This is a genomic window from Micromonospora sp. WMMB482 (assembly GCF_019038635.1).
Taxonomy (GTDB): Bacteria; Actinomycetota; Actinomycetes; order Mycobacteriales; family Micromonosporaceae; genus Micromonospora; species Micromonospora marina.
In genome coordinates, this window is the sequence record NZ_JAHOPD010000020.1 from 2,144,782 (window position 1) to 2,159,367 (window position 14,586).

A 14,586-nucleotide genomic window follows, 5' to 3' on the forward strand; every position below is an offset into this window, starting at 1 on the left:
CACCACCCCACCGCGCGCCCGCCGTCAGCCGGCCGCCGAGGTGGCGCGTTCGCGCAGCGCACCGCCGGTCACCGGCTCCGGTCGTCGGCGGTGACAGTTCCCGACTCCCTCCCCTAGGGAGGGAGTCCTCCTTCCTATCTCGCTGAGGAGATCCTCGTGTCCCGCGACTCTCACCCTGTCGAATCTCGCTCCTCTGACCCGCGTCCCCGACGGCTGACCAAGGAGGAGCGGCTGGCCCGCGTGCGGCTGCTGACCCTGCGCGACCACGACCTGCTCGCCTGGCTCGCCGAGCACTACCTGCTCTCCGCCGACCAGGTCGCCGCCGCGCTGTTCCCCTCCAAGCGCTCCGCGCTGCTGCGCCTGGCCACCCTGCACCGCTACGAGGCGGTGCACCGCTTCGGTGACCTGCGCACCGGCACCGACCAGTACCTCTACGCCCTCGGACCGCTCGGCCTCGACCTGCACCCCCGCGCCTACAGCGACCCCCTGCGGCCCGACGCCCCCACACCGCGCAGCAGCGTGGAACGCGCCCAGCGCATCATCGGCAGCACACGGCTGAACCACCTGCTCGGCACCAACCAACTCTTCATCGACCTGCACGCCTACACCCACACCGATCCCGGCGCCCGGCTCGCACGCTGGTGGTCCGAGCAGCACGCCACCGCCGCCTACGCCCTCGCCGGCGTCCGACCCGACGGCCACGGCATCTGGCACGCCGCCGGCCGCACCGTCGGCTTCTTCCTCGAACACGACAACGGCACCGAACCGCTGCGCGTCGTGCTCGCCAAGCTGCGCGCCTACGAACGTCTCGCCGAGTTCGGGCCCCGCTACCCCGTCCTCATCCGCGTGCCCCACCGGCGCCGCGAGAACAACATCCTCGACGCCCTCACCGGCGTGCCCACCGCCATGCCTGTGGCCACCGGCCTGCACCACGAACACCCCGCCGGCCCCGCCTGGACCCTCACCACCGACCCCGACCCGCTCACCCGCCGCTGGCTGCACGAACTGCCCAGCGACCACGGCCCCGACACCCCCACCAACCCCAACCGCTACCACGACCCCGACGACGGCTGACCGCCCCGCAGGCTCGCTCACAACCGCTCACACCGCAGGTCAACCCCACCCCGGCCGCCACAACGGTCCGGGAAAGGGGTCAGTCACGGCCGGGCGGGTGTGGGCGGGCCCGCCACTCACAGCGACTCACAGCGATCCACCGCCGGTCCGCCCGCATCGGCGGATGATCTCTCACACGGCAGGTCAACCCGCCCGCGACGCCCTCGCGGCGGCCTGCTGGCGTTGTGAGTGCGAAGGGCTACCGTTTCGGCACCAACACAACCCCATATATCGCTCCACCCGGTTCGGTCCCACCTCACGGATCCCTCGCCGCACCCACCCGGTGCGCCCCGCCCACCCGCTCACGCCGGTCGGCAGCACACCGCGCGGCGACCTCCGAGGTCGCACCAAACCACCTGCGCGCCACCGCGCGCCCGGCACCACCCGGCCCCGCTCCACGCACCCGGTGGACGAGGTCACCTCCGCACATCCCTGTCCTGTCGATCACCCGACCCACGTACCCGGTGGGCCGGGCCGCCGTCGTGCCCACACGACGCCAACCCCCGAGGAGGCTCCATGTCCCCGACCAACGGCACCGCGCTGACCCGCCACGGCAGCCGCGTGCAACATCGCACCGCCCAAACCACGGCGCCCCAGCCCAGCGGCCCGCGTCCGGTGGTCGTGCCGCAGGCCGTCATCCGCCAGATGATCGTCTGCGTCAGCGACGACCTCGCCGCGACCCTGCACACCGGCGTCCGCAACCTGGAGCGCCACTTCGGCGTCTCCGGCAGCAGCTGCCGCCGACTCTGGGTGACCCCGGCCATCCGGGTGTGGCAGCGCCGCCAGCTCATCGACTGGCAGAAGGCCAAGACCGGCCCGCAGTGCTGCGCCGGCGGCCCCATCCGCCTGCTCGACTTCACCGGCATGCGCGAAGGCGCGCACGTCAGCGCCATGCTGCGCCACCAACAGTGGGCCCACGTCGTCGCCGGCACCCGCCCGGCCACGCCGTGGACGGTGTTCCTGCAACGGCACCTGAGCGACCCGTCGGACTACCCGCTCGACGTCGCCAGCGCCGAGTTCCACCGGCAGCCGCGCGTGCACGCCATGCGCCTGCACAACGCCGCGGCCAACACCGCCGGACACCTCGACACCGACGACCTGGAGATGTTCCAGGCCGGCGCCGCCGCCTACGCCAACTACCGCGCCCTGTGGGCGCTGTGCACCGACGCCCTCCTCACCGAGGACGGCACCCAGATGACCCCGGCCAGCGCGTACCTCGCCGACCGGATCACCTACCTGCACCAGGCGTACCGGCACCTGCAATCCCTGCACCACACCCAGCAGATCTTCGCCATCGACCTGCAAACGCCGTAACCGCGGCCGGAGCGGAACCCGCTGCACCACCCCGCCGACCGGACGGCGCGCCCTGACCCCTGAAACCAAGGGACACCAGACGCGCCGCCCGGCAACCACCAGCAGGGACCAGGCAACCAACCCCAGAAACGATCGGAGGAACCTGATGACGCACATCGTGAACCTGACGCCGCACCCGGTCCGCGTCTTTCCGAGTGACACCCCGGATCGCATTGAGCCGGACAGTGTCGTGCCGCTGCGCGTGATCCCCGCATCCCCGCAGCACGCACCGGTGAGGCTGGGACAACACGTCGTCGGACCCGACGACCTCGGCCTCGACATCCCCGTCGAGCGAGTCGCGTTCGGCGCGACACACCACGGCGTCCCGCCACTGCCGTCGCCGGCCGCGGGCACCTACTACCTGGTGTCCCTGGTCGTCGGCCTGGCCGCAACCGGCCGCGACGACCTGCTGGTCTGCCACGACACCGTCCGCGACCTGGACGGGTCGATCATCGGCGTCCGCAAACTCGCGCGCCCGCATCGCAGCTGAGCACCCAGCGCACCACCTGGACCGGTCGGGCCAGCACACCGTCTTCCCTCGCAACCCCAGGGGACGTGTGCTGCCCGACCGGCTCCACCCCACCCATCACACACACACCTTTCCGAGGAGCACCATGTCCCGTTTCCTGTACTTCGACCTGCCCGCGGTCGCCGCTCAGGCGCAGCACGCCGTACTCGCCGACCGGAACCTGCTCACGGAATCTGCTGACGGCCCGACACGTGCGGCCGAGCCGGCGCTGCACCTGTACCGCCTCGGCGGGTTTGCCTGGCTGGCCGGCAACGGCGTCCGACCGTTCCCTCACCCGCTGCCCGCAGCGGTCAAGGGAAACACCAGTCTCACTGTCCCCGCCGTCCGGCTGCCGCACGGCAGCGACCCGCAGAGCCTGCCGCTGCTGTCCAACACCGGCCCCCAGCTGATGGACCTCATCACCCAGGGACTCGATGACGGCGCGCCCCTGGTCCTGGTCGACCCGCACACGCTCGCCGTCGGCGTCGGCCGTCGCCGCCTGCGCCGCACGCCCCGCTGATCACGGTCGCTCCACAGACACCTCGCCGGACCGCGCGCCTGCATCCCCGCACCCCGGGGACCCCGGCACGCGGTCCGGACGGTGCTCAGCCCGCACAGGCACCAACCCGCTTCCTGACCCACCCACCGACAAGGAGGCACGCGATGAACCCGCAACGGCACGCCGCCGCCGTCACGACCGCCCTGACCACCGTTGAAGCCCTGGCCGACGCGCAGGGCTGGGACGCCTACCCGGCGGTGCTCGGCCTGTTCGACTCCACCTCTCACACCGGCGTGGGAAGCCTCGACGTCGAGGAACTTCCCATCGACCCGAGGGTGTGGCAGCTGCACGCGGGGCTCGGCCCCCGGCTGAAGCTGCCCTACCAGATCGGTTTCCACGCCGTGGTCGACGTGCTGGCCACCGCCAAGGTCACCGCACTGAGGGCCTGGGTCCACGCGCAACCGGGCCCCTGCTCGCCGTGGCGTTTCTCGGTAAAGGACTGGACACCAGCGAGTCGGGCCGCCGTGATGCTGCCGCCCTCGGCCTGCCGGCCGACGACGACGGAATCGCGGTGCGGTCCCTGACCGCCTGCGACGTCCACGGCCGCCGCTACCAGATCCTGCGCTACCGCGGCGCTGCCACCACGACCGGCGGGGTGCTGGACCAGCCGCCCGCGCAGCCCGGAGACCGAGGCATCTACGGCGACCTGCGCCGGCCGCTCGCTGCCGCACGCAGCTGACCCACACCTTGCCGGACCGGCCGCCTCGCGTATCGGTGACCGCGCCGATGCCCACCTGCGCCCGCGTGCCACGCCGCCACGTCCGTACCGCCCCGTCAGGCCGCCACCACACCACGTGGGCCGGCCCTCAACGTACGCCGTGGCGGGCTTCCGGAAGGCAGGAGCGGCCCCGGGCCTTCCGCGAGCGGCCACCCGGCATGCCGGGGTGCCCCGGGCAAGGGGCGCGACACCGGCCCTGGCCTGAGACAGGCCGCCCTGTTCATCTTCCCACCCCCCTTTTCCCTTCACCCGAGGAGGTTCCCTCACCATGTCCAACCGACTGTGGTTCCGCGTCGAGGACGTACTGCCACTGGCAGAGCACGCCCTCGCGTGCCCCACCCACCGCCTCACCCGCGCCCAGATGACGGCCGGGGAGCACAACACCGCGGCGCTGGCCCTTCGACGCCGCGGCAGCAGCGGGTCGCTGCGCTCCAACGGCGTGCCGCTCTGGCACACCAGCGCGGGCATCGAGCAGGTCGCCGACGGCGCCTCGTGGCGGCGCGTCGACCAGTCCCCGCCACCCGAGCAGCACTTCTACCTTCCGCTTCGCCACGCCGACCCCGACGGGCGGCGGCTGATCGACGTCCTGCGCGCCGGACGCAGCCTGGAGCGCACCTGGCTCGCGGTCGACACCGACGTGTGGCCCGGCACGACACTCGACGCCGCCCATGTGGACCTCGTCGACCACCGCGCGGAGATCGCCCCCGCGGGCACCAGGTGGCGGCCAGCCGTGGTCACCTCACCCCGAGTCGACCACCGCTGCTATCCCGCGCTGGTCGCCGACGGCTACGACACCGGCGAAGACGGGAATCTCATCTGCCGCTTCGACCCGCACACCACCCGGCACCTCGTCGAGGACCTGTCGGGGCCGTGGCGGGCCGCCACGATGCCGGGAGAGCACCCGCTGCCGCGCTTCGACGGCACCTGCCTGGTGTTGCTCGAGGAGATGGACCTCGGCGACGGAATCCGCCTCACCATCAATGACCGCTGCTACCCCGACCGGGACGGCTACTACAGCATCGGCGCCTACCAGTGGCAGTGGCGCGCCGTCTCCCGTCCGACGCGGGCCGGGCGGTTCATGCCCCTGCGCAGCCGCCTGCGGCTCGAAACGACCGCCGTGACCGGCCGTCTCCGCGACCTCCGCGCCCGGCGACAGCAGCCGCCAACCAGCGCCGGATGACCGCTGCAGCCTCGGCAGCATCCTGCACCGGCCGCAACCAAGGCCGACAGCCAGCGATCGGTGGGGAAGCCGGCACTGCAGCCGCGTCCGCACCTGCTCCCCGGGGAGCCGTCGCAGGCGTGACCCGCCGCCTCTCGCGGGTTCCCGCCATCCACCGCCGGTGATCCCACCCGCCGCGCCCCGCACCGATCCCACGAACCCGCGAATCGCACTTGATCCACGCCGCGAACGAAGCGTGGATCAGTGGTGACCTCACCTCACAGAAGGGAATCCGCCCATGACCGATACACCGGAACCCGCACCGGCCCATGCGATGTTCAAGGTCCTCGCCGCGCTCGCCGAACTCGGCGAGGACACCGCCGCCGCCGTCGCGGACAAAGCCGGTCTCGGCTACTCCACCGCCACGTCGAAGCTGCGCGCCTGGGAGACGACCGGACAGGCCGAACGCGTGCACACCGACAGCAAACGCGCCGTCTGGCGGCTCACCGACGCCGGCCGCGCCACCGTCGGCGCCGCGAACGCCCAGCCGCCCACCGGCACCAGCACCGGCACCGGCACGGACAGTCCGCCCTCGCCGTCCACTGACGACCTCGCTGATCCCACGGGCGCATCCGCCGCACCGCAGGAGGGCCCAGCCCCCCAAGGCGGAACGTCCGAGGCCGGCGGCGAGCACGCCGAGGCGATCGACACGGCGCCCACGCCGCCACCACTGCCGGCCGACCCGCCGGCCAGCAGCGACTGCCCACCCGCACAGCAGACGGAGCCCACCCCCGACGCGCCGGCGATCTCCAGCGACCCCGCGGCGGACACCGACGAGCAGACGCCGCCGGCCGGCGAGAAGACCGACCCGCCGGAGGCGGCCACGCCACGCGGCGGCTCCGGCCCGGCTGCCCGCCCTCGCCGGGCGATGGGTTCACTGCGGGCGGCGGTCCTCGACGTCCTCGAAGCGCACCCCGACCGGGCGTTCAAGACCGGCGAGCTGTGCAGGCTCATCGACGCCGCGAACGCCGGCACCGACGCCCGCAAGGCCAGCGCCGGGGCGATCGCCAACGCCGCCGACAAGCTCGTCATCGCCGGCAAGGCCATCCGCACCGCCGACAAGCCCGCCACTGTCCAGCTCGCCCCCACCCCGTAACCAGCCACGTTCGAGGTAGCCCGGAGGCGGGCGGACAAGTTTGACCGCTCACCGCCCGCCCCGGTGCTCCTTCTGCGAAAAGGAGCGCTTCCATGATGCACCACCTCGCCGCCGTCCTCGGCGGTGTGCTCGCCGGCCTCGCCCTCGCCATCCCCGCGCTGGTGCGGCAACAGCGGGCCCTGACCACGGTTCGCCGGATGGCGAACCACGACGACGTCACCGGCCTGCCCAACCGGCGGCTATTCCTCGACCGGCTACGCGCAGCCCTCGCCGACAACACCCCGACCGGAGTCGCGCTGCTCGACCTCAACGACTTCAAGACCGTCAACGACCGGCTCGGTCACGAGGTCGGCAACGACCTGCTCCAGCAGGTCGGCCGCCGGCTGGCCGGCCTGCCCGGCCCGATCCTCGCAGCCAGGCTGTCCGGCGACGAGTTCGCGCTGCTCGTCACCGGTGACCGCGAAGCCACCGAAACCGCCGCCCACGCCGCCTGGCAGGCCATCGCCGCCCACTCGATCCGCGTCGTCAACGGCGACCTATCGGTGACAGCCTCCGTCGGCCACACCCACACCCATTACTCCGCTGCCGGCCCCCGACAACTGCTCCACCAAGCCGACATGGCCATGTACGAAGCGAAGCGCGTCGACGGCGGGGTACGTGAGTACCTGCCCCACCGCACGCCCGCCCTGCGCAGCCGTGACCGCCACCACCGCTGATCCCGCCCTTGCCGAACCCGCAAGCGAAGACCCCGCAGCCGTCCTGGCTGCGGGGTCTCTCGCCTTTCCACACCTGACAAGGCAAACACGCATGTTGTCCGCCAACGCTGTCCGCACCCTCACCGCCTGCCTCGAAGAAGCCGACGCCGACGCCGCGCACCTCGGCTGGGGCGACACCGCGACCCTGCTGCTCATCCACGACTGGCCCCTCAACCCTGCCCTGCCACGGCGGCGCAAGATGCGCAGCCTGGAGTTCCCCCTGCATCCCGAAGACCTGCTCGCGCATCCCGCCGGCCTGCCGGCGCTGCTGCACCGCCTGGCCGAGCAGCTGCGCGACCCGGCCACCGTCACCCCGTACCAGAAGATCCTGCAGACGATGCTCGCCCGGGCCCGCGCCACCGCCCCGGACGTGCGGCTGCTGGCCTGGGCCGTCTGCTACCACGACATCCACCTGCGCGACGGCCGCCCCGCGCTGGTACGCCGGGTCGACGCCGTCGACATCGATCAGCGCGTCTACCAGCTCACCCACCCGCTCGACGAGGACCGCCCCTTCGTCCTCGTCGACGACGCTGCCGACCCGGCCGACACCCCCGCCACCCGGTCAGGTCTGGCGGCGCTGCTGACCGCCACCGTCGGCCCCATCGGACACCGCCCGTCATGACCCTCGCCGAGCTGCGGCGGCCGGGGTTCACCAGGTCCGACCCGCACGGCGAGTCCATCCGCCGCCTCACCCCCGACGCCCTCGACGCGGTCACCGCCAACCGAAACACCCGACGGCGGTGGCGTGGACGCTGGCGCCCACTGCGACCGCTGCTGATCTGTCGAGACCACCGACCACGTCCTCGGCTGGCAACCCCAGCCCGTCCGCCGGCGACCTCCGGTCGAGGCTCGTCAGCCCTGACCGCCGCCCATCGCCGTACCGCCTGTTGAAGGAGCCCGTGTCCCGTGAGCACCCACTGCTACATCGGCGCCACCACCCCCGAACAGCCGCACCGCGTGCAGGCCCGGGTCGTGCTTGATGACGGCCATCCGGCCGCCGTCCTGCCGGCCCTCGCCGCGATCTGGGCCCGCCACGCCCGCCACGACACCGCCGCGCTCATCACCGCGATCCTCGCCCACGACTGGGAGCACCTCGATCCCAATGTCACCACCACCACCAGCCCTCTGGCCGGGCAGCGGCCCGTCGCCGGCGTGGGCGTCACCCTGGCCAGCACCACCAACGGAGTCGTCGACCCGCCGGAGCCGGTCACCGTGTTCCCGCTGTGCCACGCCCGGCACCTCGACGCCGAGTGGATCTACCTCCTGCGCCCCGACACGGACACCGTCACCGTGCACACCAGCGACGGCACCCGCATCGCCACCTACCCCCTGCGCTGGCACCTGCCCCCCACCCCGCCGGCCCAACGTCCGCACCGGCCCACCCCCGTGCGGGACGACCGGTGAGCGCCCGCGCGCTCGCCGGCGTCGCCGCCGCCGTGACCGCGCTGCTGGCGCTGTGCGCCGGCGGCCTCGGCGCCCTGCTCACCTCGGGCGGCGCCTCCGCCGCCGGCTGCTACACCACCCTCGGGCCCGGCGGGCAGCCGCTGCTGCCCACCCCCACCATCACCCCGCCCGCGAACGGCGCCGGCGGGTGGACCCGCGAGCAGACCGCGAACGCCGCCGTCATCGTCACCGTCGGCGTCGAACGCACGGTGCCGCCCCGCGGCTGGGTCATCGCCCTGGCCACCGCCATGCAGGAATCCGCCCTGCGCAACCTCGCCGGCGGTGACCGCGACTCCGTCGGCCTGTTCCAACAACGCCCCTCCCAAGGCTGGGGCACACCCACCCAGCTCCAGGACCCCCGCTACGCGGCCGGACGGTTCTACACCGCCCTGCTCGCCGTCGACGGCTGGCAGGCTATGGCTCTGACCGACGCCGCGCAGGCCGTGCAACGCTCTGCCTTCCCCGGCGCCTACGCCACATGGGAAGACGACGCCATCGCCCTGCTGCGCGTCCTCACCGGCGGCACCCCCGCCGGGCCCGTCGCCGTCGATCTCGAACAGGCCATGACCAACCCGCTGTGCCTGCTCGACGGCGGCGACGGCCAACCCGGCGCCGACCAGGTGCCCCTACCCGACGGGTTCACGCTCCCACCCGGCACACCGCTGCCGGTCGTGACGGCGATCGGCTGGGCCCTGGCCCAGCGCGGCACCCCGTACACCTTCGGCGGGGACTGCACCGCACCCCACTCCGGCATCCCCGCCCGCCAATGCGACTGCTCGTCCCTGATGCAGCAGGCATACCGGGCCGCCGGGATCAGCCTGCCCCGCACCACCAGCGAGCAGGTCCACGCCGGCAGCGCGGTCACCGACCACCGGGACCTACGGCCCGGGGACCTGCTATTCATCCCCGGCAGCCGCGGCAGCGCCGCCCGCCCCGGCCACGTCGGCATGTACCTCGGCCAAGGACTGCTGATCCAGGCACCCCACACCGGCGACGTCGTCAAGGTCAGCCGCCTGACCGGGGGCTGGGCCAGCCAACTCGCGGCCGTCCGCCGCATCGCCGACGTCGGCTGATCGCTCAACTCCGCCAGGCGTGCCGGGTCGATGTCGGCCTCACCGGCTTCGACACCGGCACCTCCGGTGGGCACACGCCGATCACCAGCGGCGACCACGCGCACCGGCTGCCACCGACAGGCCGCGCCGCGCAGGGCGACGTGGCCGCTAACCCGCACAGGAAGGTCACGATGACACAGACCAGCCTCACCCGCAGCAAGCGCGCCGAGCTTGAGGCGTTGCAGTTCGACAAGGAAGCCTGCACCGTCGGCCCCTACCCGGTGACGAACCTGTCCGACGCGTACACGTCACGGTCGACGCCGGAAAGCCAGATCAGGGCCGACTACTTCATGACCGTCACCGTCGACATCGGCGAGCCGGGCGCGCCCCGAACCATCGACCTGCAGGCATGTGACCGCTGCAACCGGGTGTTCGGCACGGTCCGCGGTGTGGAAAGCCACCTCGCCCGCGACCACAGCAACGGTAACCGCCTTGCCTCCGCCGGCAGCGCCGCCGCGGCGCCCACCTCGGGCGAACCCGAGCCGGAGGGCGTGCAGGCGCAGGCCTCGAACCCCGGTGATGCCACCGGGGCGGCGTTCATGTCGCGGGCGCGGGAAACCCGCGCCGCCTACGACAAGCTGGTGCGGGCAGCCAAGCGCAGGGGCGAGAAGAAGCCGACCGCCGAGGCCGCGGCGGCGACATTGGGCATCAGCCGCGTAACCCTGTCCCGCAGATTGAAGGCCACCGGCTTCAAGATCCAGAAGCGTAACCGTGAAACGCCCGAGATGACACGGGACGCGTTTTGCGAACTGCGGCGCGCCGAACCGACCATCGGCCTGACCGACGCCGCCGCGAGGCTCAACATGCGCCCGGAAACGCTGCTCAAACGGCTTCGCGTGTGTGGGCTGGACCCGGACAACCCGCCACCCGCGGACGAGCCGCCGGCCGTCGCCTCTCCGCTCACGCTCGCCGCTGCGGCCGTGCCGCCAGCCACGTTCACGCCGCCCCCCACGCCGGCCGCCGACACGGACGACCACGAGGACGAGCAGGAGCCGCCGATCAGCGACGCCATCGACCCCACGCGGGAACACCGCATCGACACGTACCTCGGGCTGGTCGAGGAACTGTCGGCATCGCGCGGCAAGTGGCAGCGCCGCGCTGAGACGGCGATACGGGAGCGCGACGAGGCATACCGGGAGCGCGACAAGGCCACCGCAGCGTTGGACACCATCCGAAAAGCGCTGGGGTCCGCGTCGCCCGCCGACTGACCGCGTAGAACCGGCCGCCGCCACGACCTCTGGCCGCCAACCCTCAGCTCGTCCGAAACCCGGCCGCGCCCCGTCAGCCTCAGGGCGCGGCCGGATTTCGCATCGGCCGCAACACAGCCCCGAGCGGCGATGCCGGCGCATCCCTGGCACCCAAGCTCGGCTGCCGTCCCGCCCGGGACGACCGCCGCAACCCCATCCACACATCCCTTGAGGAGGAAAGCCACGTGAGCGCACCTGCGCTGATCGGTGTCGCCGCGTTCCGCGGCACCTACACCGCCCGACCCGTCCAGCTCGGCGAGGCACCGGAGGTTCTGGTTCCGCTGCTGCGCCGGATCTGGACCGACACGTTCGACCGCGACATCAACAAGATGGCCGCCGCGTTGCTGGCCCGCCCCTGGCTGAGGCTCGCCGTCAACCCGAAAGCCCGCCGGTGGGACCGGCACCCGCCCGTGCCCGGGGTGGGTTACCCGACCGCCACCGGCCCCGACACCCTGTGGCGGGGCTCGCTGCGCGAGGGCGTCGACGGTCCGGTGGAGTGGCTGTACCTGCTGCACCTGGAGCACCAGCGGCTGGTCGCATACGAGGCGACCGTCCACGGCCGCTGGCTACGGCACAGCGCCCACCACCTCGACCCGGCTGAGGACCTGTTCGTCACCGCACCCGCGCTCGACGACGGCGGCGGCCCGGACATGACGGTGTGCACGGTGTGCGGCGCGGTCGACGAGATCGACCACGTCGAGGTGCCGTCGATGGCCGGCTATGGCCTCGACACCATCACCTCCTGCAACCGCTGCGGATCCCTGATTGCCACCGACCCGATCTTCGGTGACCACCTCGTGCGCAAACCCTGGCCGCCGTCGCCACCTGCCACCGGCGGCGCGTCGGGCAGCACCGGCTGAGCACGCGTGCCGCACCGCACGGGGCGCCGAGGATCACCGCTTCACCGAAGGGCTGGCCGCTGCACAGCCCCGACCGGCGAGAACACCGACTGGCGTGACGCCTTCACCCGCATGGCCGCCGGTCAGCCCTGCACCCCCGACGGCCGCGTCTGGGGCTGCCAGGAGCAGCCCCAGCGCGACCGCCCACCACCTGGTTCACCACCGGCCGCGACCCGAACCCGGGTCGCGGCCGGTTCCCGTCCCGCCCTCTTCCCTGGAAGGAGCACTTCACGCGACGTCTGTGCCGCCCTCGCCCGAACCCACCGGTTACATCCTGCGTCTGCCGCCGCCGCTGCCGCCGGCCGCGCCCGTCGACCTCGACGCCTACGTCCACGACCCGGGCAGCCCGGTCCTCGACCGCGTCGCCGCCGAAACCTTCCTGGCCGGCCGCGGTCATCCCGGCAGTGCCATCGCCGTCGGGGACATCGTCCAACCAGCCGGCGAAGCCACCCGGCAGCGCGTCACCGCCGTCGACCACCACACCGGACTGATCACCGTCACCGGCGACGGCGGCACGCCACACACAGTGGCCGGTGTGGCGGTCGAGGTCGTCAGCTTCGCCGAGCATCCGCCGGTGCCCGACGACCTCCTTGAAGGCCTGACTCTGCAACAGGCGCGGGAGCGCATCGCCGAGATCGCCTCCGACTACGGCAGATATCCCCAGTACACGACGGCCTACTTCGCCGGCTGGGTGTTCGGCCGCGTCGTGGCCGACATCCACTGGCGCGACAACCCGGCCGCGCCGGTGGATGTCCCCGCCGGGCAACGCGTGCTCGTGCGCTCCGACAACCGGGCCGTCTTCGGGGCGACCGCCCCGCCCACCGTGACCGCCTACTGCGCCCGGGAACCCCGACCGGGAATCCCCACCGCGGTGTGGGCGCATCAGATCCGCCTTGAAGGCTGACCGGCCCCACGACGCCTACCTGCCCGCCGCGACGACACCACCAGCGGGCAGGCGAGAACCGCCACACCGCTGGCTCACGCACCGGCGTCTGGACGCCACCACCACCATCACCACCCTGCTCGGACCGGCACGACGACAGCACAGCAACAAGGACAAGGACAAGGACGACCACGATGACAAGCCCTACCAGTAACAGCCACCCCGAAGGCCCGCCCGCGGCGGATGACTACCGGCGCGGCGACCGGGTCGCGCTGCGGCACACCAGTGACCCCTACACCCGGCTGCGTCCCGGTGACGAGGGCACCGTTCGCGGCTACGATCCCGACCAGCGGATCCTCGACGTCGCCTGGGACAGCGGCTCCCGGCTGTCGATGACCCTCGACGACGGCGACCGCGTCCGCCCGCTGCCGGACCCGGCCTGGCAGCCGGTCCTGACCGCGCTGCGTGAGGCGGGCGTCGCGGCCGGCCGTGACGCCGCGCAGTGGTGGGCGCAGGACACGATCGGCGGCCGGGCCCACGGCGACGTGGCGGGCGCCGCCCGCGCTGTCCTGGCCGCGATCGAGACCGCCGACGGGCGGGACATCGACGGGCTGCCGTTCGCCGACCGCGACGACGCCGCCGGCCGCGCCCGCTACGCCGAACACGCCCCACCTGGCGCCTCCGCCTGGACCGCCCTGACCAGCCGGCAGGCTGACCAGGCGCGGCAGGCGTGGTGTGACGGCTTCGACCACGGTGTCGAGGCCGAGACCGCCCGGCAGTGCCGGATGGTCCTGCACCCCGACGGCGACGACCGGGACCTGCGCCACGTCTACCCCGACGCGGTGCGGGTGGGCGGCCCGGGGGTGTTCGCCGGTGACTGGGCGGCCACGCCCGACGCCGACGGGCAGGCACGGTTCCCGGTCGGCTTCGCCGGCACCCTCATCGACTGGTGGAACGGCTGGGCGGTGTTCCGCTGCACCCGGCAGGTCGCGGAGGCGATCGTCGCCGACCAGCAGACCCACCGCGACCGGTACCGGCGGCACCTGCTCGACGGCGGCGCCACCGACAGCGACGCCGACCGGCAGGTCGACGAGTCGCTGGGGCGGATGTGGTTCGACGGTGACGTGATCGTCGCCGACGACAGCCGCGTCCAGGGTGACCCGGACGCAGTCGACCGGATCAGCCCTGACGCGGACGGCCAGTACGTGGTGATGGGCTGGAACTGGACTTGGCAGGCGGTGCACCCCTACGACTGCGACCGCATCGCCGGCACCATCCCCGACCCGCCGCCGACCACCGGCCGCGTCAGCCTGTCAGGAGGATCATCCGATGCCTGAGGTCAACCGCGACGAGCGGGCGCTGGAGCCGGGGGAGATCGTCACCGTCACGGCGGCGCTGGCCGCCGAGATGGGCGAGCACCTGTACGTGGTCATCGACGGCTTCGACGACCCCCGCTACACCCTCGCGCTGCTCGGCGGCGACGGCTACCAGTGGCCCAACGTCGCCCGTCAGGACATCATCCCGGTCGCCCCCCAGCGCATTGTGCGCGTATCCACCGGTGGCGACACCGCGGCCTACGCACCCGCGTAGCCGCCCATCCGGCGGTGTCGGCCGCCGGCCCCGGCGCGTGTCTGCCGCACCGTGTCCACACCGTGGCAACTCGCGGTCGCAGGCCGCCCTG

General features: G+C 72.9%; 18 protein-coding genes. All 18 read left to right on the plus strand.

Going from position 1 to position 14,586, the window contains the following annotated elements:
- The first annotated feature begins 231 nt into the window (after positions 1–231).
- The 18 genes from KSK32_RS10890 (at position 232) to KSK32_RS10975 (ending at position 14,495) form a co-directional block, all read left to right on the plus strand.
- Positions 232–1,074, plus strand: a complete 843-nt coding sequence (locus tag KSK32_RS10890; RefSeq protein ID WP_374226745.1) for a replication-relaxation family protein — start codon at positions 232–234, stop codon at positions 1,072–1,074.
- Positions 1,075–1,629: 555 nt separating this feature from the next.
- A complete protein-coding gene (locus KSK32_RS10895) occupies positions 1,630–2,427 on the plus strand; it encodes a hypothetical protein (RefSeq protein WP_216930909.1) in 798 nt (265 codons plus the stop codon).
- A gap of 271 nt (positions 2,428–2,698) precedes the next feature.
- Positions 2,699–2,956 carry a hypothetical protein gene (locus KSK32_RS10900; RefSeq protein ID WP_216930911.1) on the plus strand — a complete coding sequence of 86 codons (258 nt, stop codon included), beginning with the start codon at positions 2,699–2,701 and terminating at the stop codon, positions 2,954–2,956.
- A 124-nt stretch (positions 2,957–3,080) separates the two neighbouring features.
- The gene (locus KSK32_RS10905) at positions 3,081–3,494 is read left to right on the plus strand and encodes a hypothetical protein (RefSeq protein ID WP_216930913.1); all 414 of its coding nucleotides are present in this window, start codon (positions 3,081–3,083) and stop codon (positions 3,492–3,494) included.
- A gap of 143 nt (positions 3,495–3,637) precedes the next feature.
- Complete coding sequence (locus KSK32_RS10910) at positions 3,638–4,057, plus strand: hypothetical protein (RefSeq protein ID WP_216930915.1); 420 nt, start codon at positions 3,638–3,640, stop codon at positions 4,055–4,057.
- Positions 4,045–4,212, plus strand: coding sequence for a hypothetical protein (locus KSK32_RS10915; protein ID WP_216930917.1), 168 nt, complete (start codon positions 4,045–4,047; stop codon positions 4,210–4,212). Before KSK32_RS10910 ends, KSK32_RS10915 begins: the two co-directional genes overlap by 13 nt.
- Positions 4,213–4,519: 307 nt before the next feature.
- Positions 4,520–5,431: a hypothetical protein gene (locus tag KSK32_RS10920; protein ID WP_216930919.1), complete on the plus strand. Its 912-nt coding sequence runs from the start codon at positions 4,520–4,522 to the stop codon at positions 5,429–5,431.
- Positions 5,432–5,708: 277 nt separating this feature from the next.
- On the plus strand, positions 5,709–6,566 hold the full coding sequence (locus KSK32_RS10925) for a MarR family winged helix-turn-helix transcriptional regulator (RefSeq protein ID WP_216930921.1): 858 nt from the start codon (positions 5,709–5,711) through the stop codon (positions 6,564–6,566).
- A gap of 92 nt (positions 6,567–6,658) precedes the next feature.
- The gene (locus KSK32_RS10930; RefSeq protein WP_254187011.1) at positions 6,659–7,282 is read left to right on the plus strand and encodes a GGDEF domain-containing protein; all 624 of its coding nucleotides are present in this window, start codon (positions 6,659–6,661) and stop codon (positions 7,280–7,282) included.
- Positions 7,283–7,373: 91 nt separating this feature from the next.
- On the plus strand, positions 7,374–7,943 hold the full coding sequence (locus KSK32_RS10935) for a hypothetical protein (protein ID WP_216930923.1): 570 nt from the start codon (positions 7,374–7,376) through the stop codon (positions 7,941–7,943).
- A gap of 284 nt (positions 7,944–8,227) precedes the next feature.
- Positions 8,228–8,725 carry a hypothetical protein gene (locus KSK32_RS10940; RefSeq protein WP_216930925.1) on the plus strand — a complete coding sequence of 166 codons (498 nt, stop codon included), beginning with the start codon at positions 8,228–8,230 and terminating at the stop codon, positions 8,723–8,725.
- Entirely contained in the window at positions 8,722–9,837 is a 1,116-nt protein-coding gene (locus tag KSK32_RS34365) for a C40 family peptidase (protein ID WP_216930927.1), read from the plus strand. Before KSK32_RS10940 ends, KSK32_RS34365 begins: the two co-directional genes overlap by 4 nt.
- A gap of 170 nt (positions 9,838–10,007) precedes the next feature.
- Positions 10,008–11,084: a hypothetical protein gene (locus KSK32_RS10950; protein ID WP_216930929.1), complete on the plus strand. Its 1,077-nt coding sequence runs from the start codon at positions 10,008–10,010 to the stop codon at positions 11,082–11,084.
- Positions 11,085–11,308: 224 nt separating this feature from the next.
- Positions 11,309–11,983 (plus strand): hypothetical protein, encoded by a 675-nt coding sequence (locus KSK32_RS10955; protein WP_216930931.1) that lies wholly within the window; start codon positions 11,309–11,311, stop codon positions 11,981–11,983.
- Positions 11,984–12,263: 280 nt separating this feature from the next.
- A complete protein-coding gene (locus tag KSK32_RS10960) occupies positions 12,264–12,926 on the plus strand; it encodes a hypothetical protein (protein WP_216930934.1) in 663 nt (220 codons plus the stop codon).
- Entirely contained in the window at positions 12,916–13,119 is a 204-nt protein-coding gene (locus KSK32_RS10965) for a hypothetical protein (protein ID WP_216930935.1), read from the plus strand. Before KSK32_RS10960 ends, KSK32_RS10965 begins: the two co-directional genes overlap by 11 nt.
- Complete coding sequence (locus KSK32_RS10970; RefSeq protein WP_216930937.1) at positions 13,100–14,242, plus strand: DUF4314 domain-containing protein; 1,143 nt, start codon at positions 13,100–13,102, stop codon at positions 14,240–14,242. Before KSK32_RS10965 ends, KSK32_RS10970 begins: the two co-directional genes overlap by 20 nt.
- On the plus strand, positions 14,235–14,495 hold the full coding sequence (locus KSK32_RS10975; RefSeq protein WP_216930939.1) for a hypothetical protein: 261 nt from the start codon (positions 14,235–14,237) through the stop codon (positions 14,493–14,495). Before KSK32_RS10970 ends, KSK32_RS10975 begins: the two co-directional genes overlap by 8 nt.
- The last annotated feature ends 91 nt before the right edge of the window (positions 14,496–14,586 follow it).